Annotated in this window: 22 protein-coding genes; 10 read left to right on the top strand and 12 right to left on the bottom strand. The window is 54.2% G+C overall.

Features of this window, described 5'->3' with window-relative positions; translation table 11 throughout:
* Positions 1–2: 2 nt before the first annotated feature.
* Entirely contained in the window at positions 3–2,165 is a 2,163-nt protein-coding gene (locus tag AC0V6N_RS13685) for a dipeptidyl-peptidase 5 (protein ID WP_486172095.1), read from the top strand.
* On the top strand, positions 2,162–2,569 hold the full coding sequence (locus AC0V6N_RS13690) for a (2Fe-2S) ferredoxin domain-containing protein (protein ID WP_486172096.1): 408 nt from the start codon (positions 2,162–2,164) through the stop codon (positions 2,567–2,569). The genes AC0V6N_RS13685 and AC0V6N_RS13690 overlap by 4 nt, the downstream gene beginning before the upstream one ends.
* Here the strand turns inward: AC0V6N_RS13690 and AC0V6N_RS13695 are convergent.
* On the bottom strand, positions 2,566–2,886 hold the full coding sequence (locus AC0V6N_RS13695) for a hypothetical protein (protein WP_486172097.1): 321 nt from the start codon (positions 2,884–2,886) through the stop codon (positions 2,566–2,568). The genes AC0V6N_RS13690 and AC0V6N_RS13695 overlap by 4 nt on opposite strands.
* Before the next feature lie 158 nt (positions 2,887–3,044).
* Here AC0V6N_RS13695 and AC0V6N_RS13700 point away from each other — a divergent pair, with 158 nt between their 5' ends.
* The 3 genes from AC0V6N_RS13700 (at position 3,045) to xth (ending at position 4,722) form a co-directional block, all read left to right on the top strand.
* The gene (locus AC0V6N_RS13700) at positions 3,045–3,476 is read left to right on the top strand and encodes a CBS domain-containing protein (RefSeq protein WP_486172098.1); all 432 of its coding nucleotides are present in this window, start codon (positions 3,045–3,047) and stop codon (positions 3,474–3,476) included.
* 39 nt (positions 3,477–3,515) lie between these two features.
* Positions 3,516–3,845: an iron-sulfur cluster insertion protein ErpA gene (erpA, locus tag AC0V6N_RS13705; protein WP_486172099.1), complete on the top strand. Its 330-nt coding sequence runs from the start codon at positions 3,516–3,518 to the stop codon at positions 3,843–3,845.
* Positions 3,846–3,915: 70 nt separating this feature from the next.
* Positions 3,916–4,722 carry an exodeoxyribonuclease III gene (gene xth, locus AC0V6N_RS13710; RefSeq protein WP_486172100.1) on the top strand — a complete coding sequence of 269 codons (807 nt, stop codon included), beginning with the start codon at positions 3,916–3,918 and terminating at the stop codon, positions 4,720–4,722.
* A 73-nt stretch (positions 4,723–4,795) separates the two neighbouring features.
* On the opposite strand, the gene AC0V6N_RS13715 is transcribed toward xth, so the two are convergent.
* The 10 genes from AC0V6N_RS13715 to AC0V6N_RS13760 form a co-directional block, all read right to left on the bottom strand.
* Positions 4,796–5,467: a cell wall hydrolase gene (locus AC0V6N_RS13715; RefSeq protein WP_486172101.1), complete on the bottom strand. Its 672-nt coding sequence runs from the start codon at positions 5,465–5,467 to the stop codon at positions 4,796–4,798.
* A 201-nt stretch (positions 5,468–5,668) separates the two neighbouring features.
* The gene (locus AC0V6N_RS13720; protein ID WP_486172102.1) at positions 5,669–6,004 is read right to left on the bottom strand and encodes a DUF1491 family protein; all 336 of its coding nucleotides are present in this window, start codon (positions 6,002–6,004) and stop codon (positions 5,669–5,671) included.
* Positions 6,005–6,011: 7 nt separating this feature from the next.
* Positions 6,012–6,467: a PaaI family thioesterase gene (locus AC0V6N_RS13725; protein WP_486172103.1), complete on the bottom strand. Its 456-nt coding sequence runs from the start codon at positions 6,465–6,467 to the stop codon at positions 6,012–6,014.
* Positions 6,457–6,918 (bottom strand): PTS sugar transporter subunit IIA, encoded by a 462-nt coding sequence (locus tag AC0V6N_RS13730; protein WP_486172104.1) that lies wholly within the window; start codon positions 6,916–6,918, stop codon positions 6,457–6,459. The genes AC0V6N_RS13725 and AC0V6N_RS13730 overlap by 11 nt, the downstream gene beginning before the upstream one ends.
* Positions 6,919–7,063: 145 nt before the next feature.
* Positions 7,064–7,627: a ribosome hibernation-promoting factor, HPF/YfiA family gene (gene hpf, locus AC0V6N_RS13735; RefSeq protein ID WP_486172105.1), complete on the bottom strand. Its 564-nt coding sequence runs from the start codon at positions 7,625–7,627 to the stop codon at positions 7,064–7,066.
* A 55-nt stretch (positions 7,628–7,682) separates the two neighbouring features.
* On the bottom strand, positions 7,683–8,384 hold the full coding sequence (gene dnaQ / locus AC0V6N_RS13740) for a DNA polymerase III subunit epsilon (protein ID WP_486172106.1): 702 nt from the start codon (positions 8,382–8,384) through the stop codon (positions 7,683–7,685).
* 41 nt (positions 8,385–8,425) lie between these two features.
* A complete protein-coding gene (gene coaE, locus AC0V6N_RS13745; protein ID WP_486172107.1) occupies positions 8,426–9,022 on the bottom strand; it encodes a dephospho-CoA kinase in 597 nt (198 codons plus the stop codon).
* Positions 9,019–9,882 carry a shikimate dehydrogenase gene (aroE, locus tag AC0V6N_RS13750; RefSeq protein WP_486172108.1) on the bottom strand — a complete coding sequence of 288 codons (864 nt, stop codon included), beginning with the start codon at positions 9,880–9,882 and terminating at the stop codon, positions 9,019–9,021. Before aroE ends, coaE begins: the two co-directional genes overlap by 4 nt.
* On the bottom strand, positions 9,879–10,475 hold the full coding sequence (locus AC0V6N_RS13755) for a Maf family protein (RefSeq protein ID WP_486172109.1): 597 nt from the start codon (positions 10,473–10,475) through the stop codon (positions 9,879–9,881). Before AC0V6N_RS13755 ends, aroE begins: the two co-directional genes overlap by 4 nt.
* Positions 10,472–11,317, bottom strand: a complete 846-nt coding sequence (locus AC0V6N_RS13760; RefSeq protein WP_486172110.1) for a pyruvate, water dikinase regulatory protein — start codon at positions 11,315–11,317, stop codon at positions 10,472–10,474. The genes AC0V6N_RS13755 and AC0V6N_RS13760 overlap by 4 nt, the downstream gene beginning before the upstream one ends.
* A 331-nt stretch (positions 11,318–11,648) precedes the next feature.
* Between AC0V6N_RS13760 and hemE the strand changes: the two genes are divergently transcribed.
* The 3 genes from hemE to rho all read left to right on the top strand — a co-directional run bounded on the left by hemE (position 11,649) and on the right by rho (position 14,594).
* Positions 11,649–12,665, top strand: coding sequence for a uroporphyrinogen decarboxylase (hemE, locus tag AC0V6N_RS13765; RefSeq protein ID WP_486172111.1), 1,017 nt, complete (start codon positions 11,649–11,651; stop codon positions 12,663–12,665).
* 4 nt (positions 12,666–12,669) lie between these two features.
* On the top strand, positions 12,670–13,113 hold the full coding sequence (locus AC0V6N_RS13770) for a CopD family protein (RefSeq protein WP_486172112.1): 444 nt from the start codon (positions 12,670–12,672) through the stop codon (positions 13,111–13,113).
* A 215-nt stretch (positions 13,114–13,328) separates the two neighbouring features.
* A complete protein-coding gene (gene rho, locus AC0V6N_RS13775; RefSeq protein WP_486172113.1) occupies positions 13,329–14,594 on the top strand; it encodes a transcription termination factor Rho in 1,266 nt (421 codons plus the stop codon).
* A gap of 47 nt (positions 14,595–14,641) precedes the next feature.
* On the opposite strand, the gene AC0V6N_RS13780 is transcribed toward rho, so the two are convergent.
* Complete coding sequence (locus AC0V6N_RS13780) at positions 14,642–15,064, bottom strand: nuclear transport factor 2 family protein (RefSeq protein WP_486172114.1); 423 nt, start codon at positions 15,062–15,064, stop codon at positions 14,642–14,644.
* Between the two features lie 140 nt (positions 15,065–15,204).
* On the opposite strand from AC0V6N_RS13780, the gene AC0V6N_RS13785 reads away from it, so the two are divergent.
* Positions 15,205–15,471, top strand: coding sequence for a DUF6489 family protein (locus AC0V6N_RS13785; protein WP_486172115.1), 267 nt, complete (start codon positions 15,205–15,207; stop codon positions 15,469–15,471).
* Positions 15,472–15,502: 31 nt separating this feature from the next.
* Complete coding sequence (gene mnmE, locus AC0V6N_RS13790) at positions 15,503–16,786, top strand: tRNA uridine-5-carboxymethylaminomethyl(34) synthesis GTPase MnmE (RefSeq protein WP_486172116.1); 1,284 nt, start codon at positions 15,503–15,505, stop codon at positions 16,784–16,786.
* Positions 16,787–16,823: the final 37 nt, after the last annotated feature.

Here is a 16,823-nt window from a genome sequence, read left to right on the forward strand (position 1 = left end):
CTATGGGACAATCACTTTTGAAGGCCGCAACTTGCGCCGCCGCTATCGCGCTTTTCTCTACTACAGTACATGCGGAAAGCCATTCTGAGCGATCTACTGACATAGAGGGCGTGACCAAGCCTCCTATGTCAGCATTAGACCTCGTCACCATGCCTCGCCTAGGTGGTCCGACAGTGACCCAGTCGGGTCGTTACGCGGTTTACTCCGTTACCAATACCGACGCAGATACCTTTGACAGAGCCGCCTCGCACTACGTGCTCGATTTGCAGGAAGCTGGTGCGACCCCAATCGCGTTCGACTTAGGCCTTGAAGGTTATGGCCTGGCATTCGGCCCAGATGACTTTCTCTATTTTGTGAGCTTTCAGCACACTGACGAAGAGGAAGTAGAGCGTGCACGGGTCTGGCGCGTTGCGTTGGAGGCCAATGGCAATGTGACAGGCCCCATGCTGGTCGCTGACATTCCAGATGCCGATATAGCCGGATTCAGCCTAGCGCCGAGCGCCGACAAAATTGCCCTTTGGTCGGAAATGAATCGCGATTGCGAAACATTCGGCTGCGAACCAGGAGAGGAGTCGCTTGGAACAGGCCGCCTCTATGACGGAGCCGACGGTTTCTACCGCCATTGGGACCGGTGGATCGAGCCAGGCGTTCTTAATCGAGTGTTCGTCTTCGGATTGGAAAATGGCGAGCTATCCGGTGATGGGATGGCGGTCGATGGTGGATCGTCGATTGGTGGTTTGACCGGAAACACACCAACCATGCCCTTTGGCGGCAGCAGCGACGTTGCATGGGCTCCCGACGGATCAGGATTGTATTTCGTAGCGCGAGAAGCTGGCGCGGCAGAACCTACATCCACTGATCTCGACATTTACTGGTCGGATCTGTCCGGTACAGCTCCAACAGAAGTGACCCAAAGCAATCGAGCGCATGACAGCTCCCCGGCACCCTCTCCAGATGGCAAGACACTTGCGTATCTTGCGATGGAACGGCCTGGATACGAATCCGATCGGCTGGTGGTGCATTTGCGCGACCTTGAGAGCGGAGAAACAAGAGCGCTCACGCAAGACACTGACCTGTCTTTTGGCTCGCTAAGCTGGAGCACCGATAGCTCGCGCCTATTTGCGACTGCTGCAGATGTACTCGACACGCCCGTATTCAGCATTGATCCAAAGACTGGAGCCGTAACTGAGCTCAACCTAATGGCGGGCCACGAAGCGCATATCGGAAATGTGGTGGCTTTGCCCGGTGATAGGTTGTTATTCACCAGGGATTCGATCGGCGCGCCTAGCGAGCTTTTTGTGGCAGATGCCGGGAGGACGGCGCGCCCCATAACGGACGAAGTGACCAGTGCCATGGGGCAAAAGGCCTCCACCGTCACAACTCGGTTCAGCTTCGAAGGCGCCGAAGGGGATACCGTCTGGGGCCAGATTACTCGTCTGGAAGAACAAGAGGGGCCAATTCCCGTCATCCTCTACATCCATGGCGGGCCGCAGGGCTCATTCCGCGATGGTTGGTCAAGCCGCTGGAATCCGCGTGTCGTGGCGAGCCAAGGCTACGCGGTGGTCTCGGTCGATTTCCATGGATCTGCCGGATACGGACAGGAATTCATGGACTCCATCAATCAGGATTGGGGCGGAAAACCGCTAGTCGATCTGCAAAAGGGGCTTGCCGCTGCGCTTGAACTCGATCCTCAAATTGACGGGTCCCGCGCTTGTGCAATGGGCGCAAGTTACGGCGGCTATATGGTGAATTGGATCGCGGGCAATTGGCCTGACCGTTTTGATTGTCTGGTCCAACATGATGGCCTGTTCGACATGCGCAGCTTTTACTATTCGACCGAAGAATTGTGGTTCCCGCGTTGGGATTTCGGTGGTTCCTATTCTGAAGCGCAAGAAACCTATGAGCGCTGGAATCCTGTGAACCATGTCGACAATTGGCAAACACCAATGCTTGTGATCGCGGGCGAGCGTGACTTTCGAGTGCCATACACACAAGGTCTACAAAGCTTCACAGCACTGCAAGAACGGGGCATTCCTTCGCAACTGCTTGTCTACCCAGATGAAAATCACTGGGTGCTCGGCGCTGAAAACTCGCTGCAGTGGCATAATACGGTGTTCGCTTGGCTTGATCGGTGGCTCAAACCGCAAAGCGAGAGCGAGGAATGAGTGAAGACGGTTTGCTAGCCGCTCAAACTGCGCTGGCTAAACAATATGGCAGGGCAGGGCGCGAAATTGAGCGACACATCTTCCTGTGTGCTCTGTCAGAAAAGCAAAAGTGTTGTGCCCCGGCACAAGGTGCAGTCGCTTGGCAGTATCTCAAGGATCGATTGAAAGAGCTTGCCCTTGCCGGTCCAAAACGCACATCGGAAAGTCCGCGCGGAGAGGGTGGTGGGGTTCAACGCACCAAAGCAGATTGCTTACAGATTTGTGCAAACGGCCCCATCGCTGTCGTTTGGCCCGATGGTGTTTGGTACCATTCATGCGGGCCTGACGTGTTGGAACGGATTATTCAGGAACACTTGATTGGTGGGCAGCCGGTTGAGGATTATCAACTTAGCCCTCCTGCTTAGCGGTCGTCGTCATCCTTAGGCGCCCATAGCTCATCGCTATCAGGCAAACGATTATCGACCGATTCGTCATGTCCGGTCCCATTCGATAGAAAGGCGAGCCCCATAAGCCCGCCCGCTAGCAGCATCGTGAAGCTAATCCCCAACGCAACCGCGATGTAAAAATGTACGGAAATCATGCCATTAAAAGCATAAAGTATGCCGACAGCCACGAGGACAGTCGCAATTGTTACGCCCAACAGCAGCTTCATGATCTGGCGATATCGCGCCCAGGCATGCGCCGCGTTTTCGGGATCGTCGAGAGGGGACTTCTTGACCATTCCCAACCCAATGCGGCGTGGTTCGCAGCATTGCAAGCTGACAATGCGCAACACTGGTTCGGCATCTAGCAACCATCCCGTCTGCCCCTAAGCACAAACACCGATTCGCTTTTTCACCGGATTCGTGGCATTTTGGAACAACTAGAAGGAGTCCCAACATGACAATTGCCAAGATTATTGGCGACCGGGACGCATCGGACATTGTTTCTTGCGATGTTACGACCCCGGTTGTCGAAGCCGTCTCTATCCTCGCTGGAAAACGGATCGGTGCTGTGCCTGTCATGCGCGCAGGGCAGGTTGCGGGGATTTTGTCTGAGCGCGATATTATCTACCGACTGGCGGAAAAAGGCAGCGCCTGCCTAAATCTACCGGTTGAAGCGATCATGACCTCGCCAGCTGTCACTGTGGAGCCTAGTACACGTATCGATGATGCTCTTGCGTTGATGACAAAGCGTCGCTTCCGTCACTTCCCGGTAGTTGAGAATGGCGCGCTCGTCGCATTCATCTCGATCGGTGATCTTGTGAAAAGCAAAATCGATGAGGTTGAGCACGAAGCCGCGGCACTGCGCGATTATATTCAAACAGTCTGACACCTTGAGCATCGGACCGTGGGTCCTTAAGTTATAGGCATGGCCCAAACACTTACCCTTACACCAGCTGCTGCAAAGCGCGTGGCTTGGATTGCTGAAAAGCAGACAAAGCCTGCGATTTTGAGGCTCTCTGTCGAAGGTGGGGGCTGCTCAGGTTTTCAATACAAGTTTGACCTCGCAGAAGCGGCCGACGGTGATGATAGCGTCAGCGAAACAGATGGTGTGCGATTGATCGTGGATCCGGTTAGCCTTGACCTCGTCGAAGGCAGCGTCGTCGACTTCGTTGAGTCATTGGGCGGGGCGGCGTTTCGCGTAGAGAACCCCAATGCCGCAGCTGGATGCGGATGCGGTTCAAGCTTTGGCATCTGATCCTACAATGCCTCGCATATCGTTCACTCTCCAATAGACGCACGCAATTCGTTGCTGCATGGACAGAACGATGAAAATTGCGACTTACAACATCAACGGTATCAAAGCGCGCCTACCTCGGCTTAAGGAATGGCTTAGTGAAACACGGCCATCGGTAGCGTGCCTGCAAGAGGTCAAAAGCCAAGACAAAGACTTCCCAGCAGGCGAGTTTGAAGAGCTTGGATATCAGCCGATTTGGTATGGTCAAAAGAGCTTCAATGGTGTTGCCATTCTTGCAGATACCCAGGCGGGATATTCCATTGAAGAAGTGCAGCGCGGCCTAGGGATTGACGGTCCGAAAGAAGGGGAGGGCGAGCAGGCTCGCTACCTAGAGGCTGATCTGATCAAAGATGGTGAGCGCGCACGAATCGTGTGCATTTACCTTCCCAACGGTAACCCTCAGCCGGGACCAAAATTCGACTACAAAATCGCGTGGATGGAAAAGCTTCGCGGTCGTATGAAGCAGATTTGGGCGGAAGAAGTACCTGCAGCGGTTTTGGGCGACTACAATGTCATTCCCGAAGATGATGATGTCTATGCGGTCAAGGCGATGCAAAATGATGCTTTGATGCAGCCTGAGTCCCGCGCCGCCTATAACCGACTGCTCGCTGACGGCTGGACTGATGCGGTGCGCACTTTAAATCCGAATGGTGGTGTCTGGACCTATTGGGATTATCAAGCCGGTGCATGGCAACGTGATCACGGGTTTAGGATCGACCACATTCTGCTGTCTCCGGAACTCGCTGACCGCCTGCAAAGCGTCGGTGTAGACCGCGAACATCGCGGACGGGAAAAAGCGAGCGACCACGCACCCACTTGGGCGATCTTAAACGGCTAGCATTCTCGATATTTGAGAGTCGAAAAGAGCTCCCGCCCAAACGGGCGAGAGCTCTTTTCCAAAACACGCTTTCTCAACGATAAAATACGTGAGTGTCGATCTGTGTGAGGCGAGTCTTTGACCGGCTCCAACGCGGACGAACATAATTGGCGTGGAAGTAAACCGCTTCAGCAGCCTCTGATTCCCACAATCCATCATGCGCAATTCGCGCTACCGCTTTGGCGCGCGTCCAAGCGGCCGAAGACGTGTTGATCTGGGGCATACGGCCGCCACGAACAAAGGAGAATTGCGAACGCTGGTAGACTACGCCGCAATAGCTTGCGGGCCACCGGCGATCTTCGGAGCGGTTGATAACAACTTGCGCAACGGCGAGTTGGCCTGCCAGCGGCTCACCGCGTGATTCGAAATAAACAGCGCCTGCAAGGCAACGCATCTGTTCGCTAAGGGGGGCGTCGCGATTGACCAATCCAACGAGTTCACGAAGCGAAGATGCTTCAACGCCAGTCGCGTCAGCTTCAGTCTCACTCGGTTCGGGGATGGGTTGAACAACTTCCTGGGAGACAAAGCGGGATTGCTCCGGCACGATCTCAATTGGTTGAACAGCAGTGGTCTCTGCTTCGTCTTGTTCTGGCGAAATCACGCCTGAATCTTGAGCAATCGCTACAGCGCCGTCGGCACTCGAGAAGCTCAATCCAGCTGTCGCGACTATTGCGGCAGCACTCAATGAATAAGTCTTACGACTCATGAAATCTACAATCTATGCGGTGAGCAAGCTCCGTCGCAGGTGGGACCTGTTGCGAGTGTTCGCGTTGGTTAAGAGGGTGGTCCGTGTTTGCCTGCCGGCTGCCCCCCGTCTGCGCGCCAATTCAACGACCGTAATGTCGTTTCCGTGGCCTACGCACCTGGAAGCTGGAGGCGAAATAGTCTCAATTGATACTATGTCAAGTTAACGCGGCAAAAGTCCGATGAACCGTTCTGGATCGTCGATATCCACCTCCAAAACCCAAATATCGGGGTCTTGCTGAGATCGTCTCTGTACGTATTCTGGAAATTCCAATGGATTTTCAGTGTTTTGTGATTTCGTGATTACGAAGCTGCGTGAACCGTCAAGATCAGGCATCCTTTCGTAGAGGCGGGTATCTTCACCGCGACACATAGTTACCAAGAGGATCGTTCCAGCATCGCGCTCGCCTTTGTGTAGGACCATCGCACTGCCGCCATTCGATTCGACAAGTCGAATCAGGCCGGAGATTTCAAGATGGGCAGGAAGCCTTTCGCTCATCAGCGCCTTAAGCCGCATATCCGGGGAGGCTGGAGAGAGCTATGCGTGATCGCATGAACGTGCCTGTTCCGCGGCCGATTTCGTCACCTTCAGCATCGATCAAACGCGATTCGGCGACCAAAACCCTGCGCTTGCCGCTTACCCAGCGCCCTTCGGCGACGACTTCGCCCTCGCGCACGGGCTTTGTGAAATGTAGGTTGAAACTGGTCGTCAGCAAAAACCGATCGGTCGCCAGTGTATTCGCAGCGTAGAACGCCGCATCATCGAGCATTTTGAAGTATATTGTCCCATGCGCCGCACCAGCCGCATGGTAGACGTCGTTGGTCACGGTAAATGTCAGCCGCGACCGCCCCTCACCTTTGATCGCGAGCTTAGACTGAAAAACTCCATTCACCGGCGCAGAAGCGTAAAGCCGCTCCAACGCCCGATAGTGGAGATCGGCGCCTTCGTTATCAGGCCGCATCGCGCAAAAATTGATTGGTGAGGAGGGCGAACAGGGCTTCTTCGTCTGCCGCATCAGACAAGGATTTCAACATTGCCTCGTCACGCACGAGCCTTGAAATTGCCGCAAGGGCATGAAGATGAGACGCGCCAGCATTTTCTGGAGAAACAAGGCCAAACGCCAACGTCACGGGTATCGCATCAGCAGCCTTGAAATCGACCGCCTCTTTCAGCTTGAGGAGCACCATTGTCGGGCGCTTAACCGATGTGCTCCGGCAATGAGGGATCGCAACACCGCGGCCGAAACCCGTGCTGCCTAGGGCTTCACGCTGTTCCAATCCTTCCAAAACAGCCCCGGACTCCAATCCATAGGCATTCGCGAAGAGATCAGCGACGTGCTGCAAAATCTCAGTGCTATTTTGGGGGTGGGCCAAGGCGACAGCCTCCGGCACGATTGCGATACTAACGTCCATTGTAACTACTTAATTCCCATAGTTCCCGTGAACCCAACAAGTGACAAGCGTGATCGCGTTCGGGGCGCAAGCATGCTCGTCTATGTCTAGGGCTGGACCCTTCTGGTGTCGTTACGGCTCCCTACCGAACCCAGATTTTTTGGTCCTAACGCGGTTCAACCCATCCGATCGATCCGTCTTCGCGGCGATAAACCATATTATGCCTGCCAGTTCCAGCATTTTTGAAAAACAGCGCTGGAGTATGCCTCAAGTCGAGCATCATAACCGCATCTGCGACACTGGCCTCAGGGATATCGACGCTTGTTTCAGCAATGATAGGAGGGGCCTGTGCAACAACCTCTTCTTCAGGCTCCTCGCCTGCAAAAATCGTGTAGGCCGCCTCTTCCTCGGCGCGAACTTGAAGTGCGCGCTCGTGCCGATCTTTTAGCCGCCTTTTGTAGCGGCGAAGCTGCTTTTCAATTTTGCCAGCCGATTCGTCGAGCGCAACATGCGCATCATGCGCGGATCCCTGTGCCTTTAGAATCAAGCCTTGTGTTACGTGCGTCACAATATCGCAGCTGAATGAACCGCCTGGGCCTTTGCCAAAGGTGATGTGAGAGGAGATCGCACGGTCGAAATACTTGCCAACAATATCGGTCAGTCTGTCCGATGCATGTTCTTGAAGTGCGGCTCCGGTCTCAACCTGATGTCCTGAAATTCGGATATCCATTTCTTGTCTCTCCTCAAAGCTCAGGCCAACCGGAAAAACTGCATTGGTCCAAAGTTCAACGGTTCCAGATTGCGCCTTCCAATCCGGATATGAAATCGGCGTGACGTTGCAATTCAGCAGCCGTCGCAACATGTGGGCGCGGTTCGCGACGCTCTCGTGTTATTGGCGATTTTGTAACAACAGATTGGGCAGTCTCTGATTTAGCAGCTACAGGAGCCGCTTCTGCTGCAAGCTCCAATCCGATTTGCCGTCCACCAGTGAGCTCTACATAGACTTGCGCGAGCAGTTCGGCGTCCAGCAAGGCTCCATGTTTCACGCGGTGACTGCGATCAACGCCATAGCGTGAGCAAAGGGCATCAAGCGAAAGCTTGGCCCCCGGGTGCTTTTTGCGCGCGATCGCCACCGTATCAACCATGCGATCCAATCCGATAGGATCACGGCCAATCCGCTCCAGCTCAGAATTCAAAAAGCCAAAATCGAAACCCGCATTATGCGCGACCAGTGGCGCATCACCTAGGAATTCGAGCAGTTCATCAGCCGTATCTGCAAAGAGTGGCTTGCTAGATAGAAAGCTGATGGAAAGACCATGAACCGCTTCGGCGGCAGAAGGCATGTCGCGCTCAGGATTATAATAGGCGTGATAGGAATTGCCCGTCTCAACCCGGCCAATCATCTCGACACAGCCAATTTCAACCATCCGATCCCCGGTTTTGGGGTCCAAACCGGTGGTTTCTGTGTCGAATATCACTTCACGCATTTGGCATGTTATTCACCCTCTCACACCAGTGCGCAAGTGCTCTATTCAACTTCGCTGAGCAGATCGATCAAAGCCCGAACTTGCGCATTGGTCTGATCAAGACTGGTGGAGGTATCGATCACATGATGGGCTCTTTTGCGCTTTTCAGCATCGGGCGTCTGTAGACCAAGGATATGCGCAAATTTTTCAGCAGTCATGCCAGGACGGGCCAAGACCCTTTCGCGCTGCACGTCCTGCGGAGCAGAGACCACCACAACCACATCAACAGCGGCGTCACCACCACGCTCAAACAACAGGGGTATGTCGAACACAATGAGTTTTGCATCAGTATTGTCGGCAAGAAACTTCGCGCGCTTTTCGCCAACGGCGGGGTGCACAATTGACTCAAGCTTGGCGAGCTTTTGCTTGTCGCCAAAAACGAGTTTACCCAACGCGTCCCGGTCTACTCCATCTACGCCCGTTGACCCCGGAAAGGCCGCCTCTATCGCCTCAAGCAATTCGCCCTCTGGCCCTTGCATCGCCCGCACTTCTGCATCGGCGTCGAAAACAGGAACTCCGGCGGCTTCGAACATGGCGGCAACGGTGGATTTGCCCATACCTATTGAGCCGGTGAGGCCAATTATCTTGGGACCTTTCATCGCAGCAGCAACTTTCTAAGTTCTGCATCATATTGCCGGGGCGGTGGCGCACCAAAGAAGCGTTCGAAGGCTATTGCGGCCTGACCAATCAACATAGTGAGCCCATCAATGGTCTGGTGGCCTGCTTTATGCGCGTTCCTCAAGAATTGCGTGTCGATAGGACTATACACAATGTCATAGGCGATCGCGCCTGGTGGTGCGTGGCTCCAATCGAACTCGAGCGGTGCACTGCCTGTCATTCCGAGAGGTGAGGCGTTGATGACCAGATCGAGGCAGCCTTCTCTATCATCAAATGCGAAGTCGGTGGGGTCAGCAAAGTGTGAGAGGTGCACTGCGTGATGCTCACCCTTGGGCGCTAATTCATCCAGCAATGTTCGCGCCTTTTGAGCATCGCGGCCAGCAACAACCAATGTGAAGCCCTGATCGGCAAGGGCAACGATAATGGCCCGGGCGGCCCCACCAGTGCCCAAAATGCGAGCCATGCGAAAATAGTGCTGCTTTTCTAGCTCAGGTCTAAGTGGTTCGAGAAATCCACCCATATCGGTGTTTGCACCGGTTAACTGTCCATCGGAGGATCGAAAAATGGTGTTCACTGCGCCAACGCGCTTGGCCAGATCCTCAACTGAATCGAGCTGCGCCATCACGGCTTGTTTGTGCGGCATGGTGACATTGCACCCGCGCCAATCCGGGATTGCCTTTGCATCTTTGATGTAGCTGCCAAGCGATCCTGCCTCGACAAGCTGCGTTTCATACCGGCCTTTGATGTCAAGTTTTTCCAACCAAAACTGATGGATCAAGGGGGATTTGGACTGTGCAATCGGATCGCCAATCACGTGGGCAAGGGGAACATCCGAACTCATGAGAGCAACACACCGTGTTCACGCAGAGCACCCAGGACTGAAATCAATGGCATACCCAATACGGTGAACTGGTCCCCTTCAATCTGTTCAAACAGCTGCACCCCCATGGCCTCGATCCGAAAACATCCCACGGTGTATCCGATATCCGGCCATTCCGCTTCGAGGTAGTGCTCAATAAATCTGTCAGACAAGTCCCTAACATGCAGCATGGCACGATCGGTGTGGCTCCATTCGCATGTGTCCCCGCGGACCAAAGCGGCCGCGCTATGCAATTCAATCGCTTTGCCTGAGAAGAACCGCAAATGCTCGGCGGCATCTTCACGCGAGGCAGGTTTGTCGAAACGTTTGCCTTCGACGACCACGAGGGAGTCGCTTCCCAAAACCAGTTTATCGCGGTGGGATTCAGCAATGGCTGCCGCCTTGGCGACACTCAAAGCCTCTGCGATCTCGGGAGGGGTTGCGCCGCGCAACTCTTCTTCGATTGCCCGCTCATCCACATCCGCGGGCATAGCGTCATAAGTAACGCCAGCGGCATCAAGCATAGCTCTTCGCGACGCGGACTTTGAAGCAAGGATCAATTGCGGAGCGCTCATATCGGCTTAGACACCCCGCCAACTGTGCGATCTTTGCGTTCGCGTTCCTGTGCCAGGCGAATAATCGCAGCTGCGCTTTCCTCAATCGAGCGGCGCGTTACGTCAATCACCGGCCAGCCATTGTCGGCAAACATCCGGCGGGCGAATTGGATCTCCGACCTCACCTTGTCATTGTCGACATAGGAGGTCTCAGTGCCCTCGTTCAAAGAAAGCAGGCGATTGCGACGAATTTGGACAAGCCGCTCTGGCGCGGTTGTAAGACCGACAATCAAAGGATGCCGTAATCCAAACAATGCCTTGGGTGGGGGGCTTTCCACCACCAGCGGAATATTTGCGACCTTGTACCCGCGATTGGCGAGGTAGATGCTGGTCGGAGTCTTGGAGCTGCGAGACACGCCCGCAAGAACGATATCGGCTTCTTCCCAATCCTCATGCGCGATGCCATCGTCATGGGCGATTGTGTATTGAATCGCATCCACGCGCTTGAAATAGTCTGCATCCATCGCGTGCTGACGTCCGGGGCGGCCATGTGCCTCTTGCCCTAATTGCGCCTCTAAGGCGGCTGTGACCTGATCAAGGACGGGGACAGCGGGTAAACCGAGCTGGCGGCAGTGTTCTTCAAGCCGGGCACGCGTCTCTGGATTGACCAAAGTGAAAAGCACAAGCCCTGGGTTGGTTGCCAAATCCGGGACAATCCGGTCGAGATGCTGGCGCGACCTTACCATTGGCCAAAAATGCCTGCTAACGGTCGGATCATCGAATTGGGCCAGCGCCGCTTTCGCTATCATCTCAAGCGTTTCACCGGTGGAATCCGAGACAAGGTGCAGATTCAGGCGGTTCATAAGGCGATTCGCGTAGTCTCTTTAACGTTTGTGGACAGTTGCGGGCATAAACCACGGGAGAGGACCGTCGACAAGCATGGGAGGAGATTCCATGCGCATAATCACGTATTTCCTCTAAAAGCTTCTCTACACGGGATAGCGGATGTCGACAGGCTGGGGAGAGTGGGGATAGTTCTCGCTTGACTCAAGGCTCCCGCAGATTCGCAGCCTACGCAAAACCCCTTGTGTCTTTGGAGAAATCAGGCAGTGACCGGTAATTCCCACTATCCACAGGGCCAACAGACTCCATCAATCCTTTTAAAACTATAATTTATTTGATTAGAGGTACGCCATGCCTGGTCCTTTGCTCGACACCCTGAAGGGTTCCGCCCAAGATATTGCTCCCGTTTGGCTCATGCGCCAAGCTGGTCGCTATCTCCCTGAATATCGTGAATTGCGCGCTGAAAAAGGCGGCTTTCTCGAGCTCGTCTATGACAGCGAAGCGGCTGCCGAGATTACGGTTCAGCCGATCCGTCGATTTGCCTTCGATGGAGCAATTCTGTTCTCAGATATCTTGATCGTCCCGCATGCAATGGGTCAGGGTCTCGAATTTCTTGCAGGCGAAGGGCCAAAGCTTAGTCCCACATTGCTCGAAAGCGAACTGGCTGATTTTACTGCGCAACCTGAGCGTTTCGATCCAATCTATGAGACGGTGCGACTGACCCGGCAGCAAATTGGCGAAGCGGTAACAATGCTGGGCTTTGCAGGTTCGCCTTGGACGGTTGCAACCTACATGATCGCTGGTGAAGGATCGAAGGATCAGGGCCCTGCGCGTTTGCTTGCTTATCATGATCCAGCGCGGCTCCAGGCGATCTGTGATGCCATTATCGAGGTTTCGATTGGTTATTTGCGCGGTCAAATTGATGCAGGTGCAGAGGCCGTGCAATTGTTTGACAGCTGGGCAGGGAGCCTTGCTCCTAATGAATTTGAACGCTGGGTTATTGCCCCAAATTCCAAAATCACCGCGGCCATCAAGGAATCGCATCCTGATACGCCTGTAATTGGCTTCCCAAAGGGGGCAGGAGCCAAACTGCCTGCATACGCCCGCGAAACAGGTGTTGATGCAGTTGGCCTTGATGAAACGCTTGATCCAGCCTGGGCGCATTCAGTTTTGCCAGAGGGCATGCCTGTGCAGGGCAATCTTGATCCACTATTGGTGGAAGCCGGTGGTCCCGCTCTACCAAAGCGCGTCAGAACGGTTTTGGACGCGTTTGAAGACCGTCCGCATGTTTTCAATCTTGGACATGGTATTGGCCAATTCACGCCGATTGAGCATGTCGAAGAATTGCTACGCGCGGTGAGAGGCTGACGCGATGCAAGACGCTCTGCTCTCTATCTCCCCATGGCTTCGTATAGGCCATATCATCTTCATGGTGTTCTGGCTGGCAGGGCTCTTCATGCTGCCGCGCCAATGCATCTACATGCTCGATCACGCAGCCGGATCTGAGGGTGAGGCGAAATGGGCAGTACGCATGGGCAAACTGCGCAAGATTATTCTTACGCCCAGCATGTTGCTTGTCTGGGTGTTTGGATTGCTGCTCGCTTATGCGTTTGGGTATTTCTCCAATGGTTGGCTGCATGCCAAACTTACATTGGTCCTTATCTTGACCGGCTATCACGGTTGGTTGGTCGGCCAGACAAAGAAGATGGCGCGCGGCGAACGACCTCTTTCCGAAAAGACATTGCGGATGGTGGGCGAGGTCCCCGGCCTTCTCCTGCTTTTGATCGTCGTTCTTGTGGTGTTGAAACCGTTCTGAATTCTTTCGTCTTCGATCAATCAACGATTGACCTAGAGCCCAACCACCCATATTTTCGCGAACATCAAATCGGCATCGGCGTTGCACCGCGCAAGGCTAGGTCTGCTTTCTCCAAGCCCATGCTCCGATAAAGGAGCGCCTCGTCCAAAGAGGTACTGACCCGCCGGCACATCTGCGTATTGGCCTAATTACGGCCTGAATTGGACAAATAAACAATGCATCTCAAAGACTTAAAAGAACGCACGCCGGCTGATCTGGTTCAGATGGCAGAAGAGCTGGGCGTAGAAGGCGCGTCGACTATGCGCCGCCAAGATTTGTTCTTCAGCATCCTTCGCGAACTCGCCGAAGATGAGGAATACGAAGAAAAGATCATGGGCATCGGCACTATCGAAGTGCTGCAAGATGGTTTTGGCTTCCTTCGTAGCCCAGAGGCGAATTATCTTGCTGGACCAGACGATATTTATGTCTCGCCCAACCAGATTCGCAAATGGGGTCTGCGCACTGGCGACACCGTAGAAGGCGAGATCCGCGCGCCAAAAGAGGGCGAGCGCTATTTTGCTCTTACCGGGCTGACCACGGTCAACTTCGAAGACCCGGCGCAAGTGCGTATGCGGACCAATTTCGATAACCTTACGCCGCTTTATCCCGACCAGAAGCTCAACCTGGATACGCTTGATCCCACGGTTAAAGACAAGTCGGCGCGTGTGATCGATATCGTATCACCTCAAGGTAAGGGCCAACGTGCGCTGATCGTTGCACCGCCGCGCACCGGTAAGACGGTGCTGCTGCAAAACATCGCAAAGGCTATTACCGACAACCATCCAGAGGTGTTCCTGTTGGTCCTTCTGGTCGATGAGCGGCCTGAAGAAGTGACCGATATGCAGCGCAGTGTGAATGGAGAGGTGATCTCCTCAACCTTTGACGAACCTGCCAATCGCCACGTTCAAGTCGCTGAAATGGTGATTGAAAAAGCGAAACGTTTGGTTGAACATAAGAAGGACGTAGTGATCCTTCTCGACTCAATCACGCGTCTGGGCCGTGCTTACAACACCGTTGTTCCTAGCTCTGGTAAAGTCCTCACCGGCGGTGTTGATGCGAACGCCCTCCAGCGTCCAAAGCGCTTCTTTGGTGCCGCTCGTAACATTGAAGAGGGCGGCTCGCTTTCCATCATTGCTACCGCCTTGATCGACACAGGCAGCCGGATGGATGAGGTGATCTTCGAAGAGTTCAAAGGCACCGGCAACTCGGAAATTGTCCTTGATCGCAAGGTCTCAGACAAGCGAATTTTCCCTGCGCTTGATGTAGGTAAGTCTGGCACACGTAAGGAAGAATTGCTTGTCGAGAAGGACAAGCTGTCCAAGATGTGGGTCCTGCGTCGTATTCTCATGCAGATGGGCACTGTCGATGCGATGGAGTTCCTGCTCGACAAGATGAAAGATTCCAAGACCAACGAAGACTTCTTCGACACGATGAATCAATAAGGGCGATGTATGACGGGGATTGAAGCGGTTGCGGCTGCTTCAATTCGCTAGCTTTTGCTCTTTACGAGTTGAGCACCCATCATTTCCCAAACCTTGTTCACGGCTTTCAGCGGGCGGATCATCACTTTGAAGTCGGTGATTAGGCCATCATCGTCAAAGGTCATCATATCGACCCCATTGACGTCGATTCCTTCCATTTCGGTCTCAAACTCAAGGATTATTGAACGCCCGCTCGCTATTTCACGGACGTAACGGAATGTGGTGTTACCAAGGGTTGCTCCCGCAGCTGACAAATAAGCCACGACGATAGGCCTTCCGCGCTGGGGTGTGTGCACGACGGGGGAATGAAACACTGCATCTTCATGCAGGATTGCAACAAGGTCGTCGGCTTTGCTGCCACCTTCGGCCACTTTGTGCCAATCGTTCAAGCATGTTTTGATGGGAACGGGCGTTAGATTGGTTTGCGTCATATTCGATAGAGCTACGTCTGAAACCGACGATATGCAAAGCACAATTCTGCGCGCTTGTTGCGGTTTGGCTTTTGCAGCCCCACATTGCTAGACACAGGTTGAGTTTTCCCGGTTGACCGGGGGCAATGTGGAGAGAGCCCGTGAAAGTGAACATCGAGATTGATTGCACTCCTGAAGAGGCGCGCAGCTTTATGGGGCTCCCCGATGTTAGCCAGGCAAACAGCGTCTATGTCGACAATGTCACCAAGGCGATGAAAGGGGTGAGCAACCCTGACCAATTGCGCGAGTACGCGCAGGCACTTGCTCCGATGGGGCAGGTGGGGCTCAAAATGTTCCAGAACTTTGTGGAAGGCGGGATCCGTAGTGCTGGTTCTTCCAGTTCGAAGAAAAAGAGTTCGGATGACTAAGCTGAGCTGACTTAGCGCAACCGATCTAAGCATGGCGCAGGGTTCGACCATTTTTGCAGTATCGAGCGGGTCTCCCCCTGCGGCGATTGCGATAATTCGCATCAGCGGCGCGCAAGCCGGTGAAGCGCTATTGCAGCTTGCAGGTAAGCACTTCGAACCAAGGCGAGCGAGCCTCGCTACACTCAAATCTGCTTCAGACGAAATGCTGGATGAGGCACTTGTTTTGTGGTTTCCAGCGCCCAATACGGCCACCGGAGAGGATTGCGCAGAGTTGCACTGCCATGGGGGGCGGGCGGTAATTGCCGCTTTGTGTGCCGAACTCAGCCAAATCGACGGTTGCAGAGCGGCGGAGGCCGGGGAGTTTACCCGCCGGGCCTTTGCCAATGGCCGCTTAGACCTAGCTGAGGCTGAGGGGCTTGCGGACCTGCTTGAGGCTGAAACCGAATTGCAGCGACAGGCTGCGACGGCACAGTTTGGAGGGGCGTTGTCGTCCAAAGTCGCCGCTTGGCGCGAGCAAGTCCTCCAGCTTTCGGCCTATGTTGAGGCGGCGCTGGATTTTTCTGATGAAGACGATGTTACTGATCTTCCCGAAGCTTTCACGACTAACCTTGAAGCTTTGTCGGCTGAACTCGCCGAGCATCTATCTCGCCCTCGGTCGGAAAAGTTGAAAGAGGGTTTTCGAGTAGTATTGGCAGGCCCACCAAACACCGGGAAATCTACACTTTTCAATGCTTTGGTTGAAAGTGAAGCAGCCATAACCTCGCCGATTGCTGGAACTACTCGCGATGTGATCGAACGATCGGTTGCGATTTCTGGCGTGCCCTTTTCCTTTGTAGATACTGCTGGTTTGCGTGATGACGTTGCCGAAGAGATTGAAGGCATGGGTATTGAGCGCGCTGAGGCCGAACTGTTGAAGGCTGATATCGTCCTTTGGCTTGGAGAGCAGGGCGAGGGCCCACAAGGGTCGTGGGAGGTTGCGGCACGCTGTGATGGGCCCGGCTTCGCTCCTAAAACTGGCTCGCACTACCGAGTGTCGGCGATCTCAGGTGAGGGAGTGGATGCCCTGAAGACTGCGTTGGTCGATGCTGCCAGTCGCACTTTGCCCAAACCGGGAGAGGTGGCGATGAATGCACGTCAGCATTCCAAACTTGACCAAGTACATACTGCGCTGAGTGTTTCGAAAAATGAGCGCGACTTGCTCCTAAGGGCGGAGGCTCTGCGACAAGCACGACTGGCCTTTGACCAGTTAATCGGACGAGCGACGACTGAAGATATGCTGGACGCTTTGTTTGGACGGTTTTGCATTGGCAAATAGTCATCAATCTCTCCTGCGAGATGTTTCACGTGAAACA

This window comes from Erythrobacter sp. S57(2025) (assembly GCF_057365055.1).

Coding starts and splice junctions, on each gene's coding strand:
- AC0V6N_RS13685 (WP_486172095.1), top strand. CDS start 3: ATGGGACAATCACTTTTGAAGGCCGCAACTTGCGCCGCCGCTATCGCG.
- AC0V6N_RS13690 (WP_486172096.1), top strand. CDS start 2,162: ATGAGTGAAGACGGTTTGCTAGCCGCTCAAACTGCGCTGGCTAAACAA.
- AC0V6N_RS13695 (WP_486172097.1), bottom strand. CDS start 2,886: ATGGTCAAGAAGTCCCCTCTCGACGATCCCGAAAACGCGGCGCATGCC.
- AC0V6N_RS13700 (WP_486172098.1), top strand. CDS start 3,045: ATGACAATTGCCAAGATTATTGGCGACCGGGACGCATCGGACATTGTT.
- erpA (WP_486172099.1), top strand. CDS start 3,516: ATGGCCCAAACACTTACCCTTACACCAGCTGCTGCAAAGCGCGTGGCT.
- xth (WP_486172100.1), top strand. CDS start 3,916: ATGAAAATTGCGACTTACAACATCAACGGTATCAAAGCGCGCCTACCT.
- AC0V6N_RS13715 (WP_486172101.1), bottom strand. CDS start 5,467: ATGAGTCGTAAGACTTATTCATTGAGTGCTGCCGCAATAGTCGCGACA.
- AC0V6N_RS13720 (WP_486172102.1), bottom strand. CDS start 6,004: ATGAGCGAAAGGCTTCCTGCCCATCTTGAAATCTCCGGCCTGATTCGA.
- AC0V6N_RS13725 (WP_486172103.1), bottom strand. CDS start 6,467: ATGCGGCCTGATAACGAAGGCGCCGATCTCCACTATCGGGCGTTGGAG.
- AC0V6N_RS13730 (WP_486172104.1), bottom strand. CDS start 6,918: ATGGACGTTAGTATCGCAATCGTGCCGGAGGCTGTCGCCTTGGCCCAC.
- hpf (WP_486172105.1), bottom strand. CDS start 7,627: ATGGATATCCGAATTTCAGGACATCAGGTTGAGACCGGAGCCGCACTT.
- dnaQ (WP_486172106.1), bottom strand. CDS start 8,384: ATGCGTGAAGTGATATTCGACACAGAAACCACCGGTTTGGACCCCAAA.
- coaE (WP_486172107.1), bottom strand. CDS start 9,022: ATGAAAGGTCCCAAGATAATTGGCCTCACCGGCTCAATAGGTATGGGC.
- aroE (WP_486172108.1), bottom strand. CDS start 9,882: ATGAGTTCGGATGTTCCCCTTGCCCACGTGATTGGCGATCCGATTGCA.
- AC0V6N_RS13755 (WP_486172109.1), bottom strand. CDS start 10,475: ATGAGCGCTCCGCAATTGATCCTTGCTTCAAAGTCCGCGTCGCGAAGA.
- AC0V6N_RS13760 (WP_486172110.1), bottom strand. CDS start 11,317: ATGAACCGCCTGAATCTGCACCTTGTCTCGGATTCCACCGGTGAAACG.
- hemE (WP_486172111.1), top strand. CDS start 11,649: ATGCCTGGTCCTTTGCTCGACACCCTGAAGGGTTCCGCCCAAGATATT.
- AC0V6N_RS13770 (WP_486172112.1), top strand. CDS start 12,670: ATGCAAGACGCTCTGCTCTCTATCTCCCCATGGCTTCGTATAGGCCAT.
- rho (WP_486172113.1), top strand. CDS start 13,329: ATGCATCTCAAAGACTTAAAAGAACGCACGCCGGCTGATCTGGTTCAG.
- AC0V6N_RS13780 (WP_486172114.1), bottom strand. CDS start 15,064: ATGACGCAAACCAATCTAACGCCCGTTCCCATCAAAACATGCTTGAAC.
- mnmE (WP_486172116.1), top strand. CDS start 15,503: ATGGCGCAGGGTTCGACCATTTTTGCAGTATCGAGCGGGTCTCCCCCT.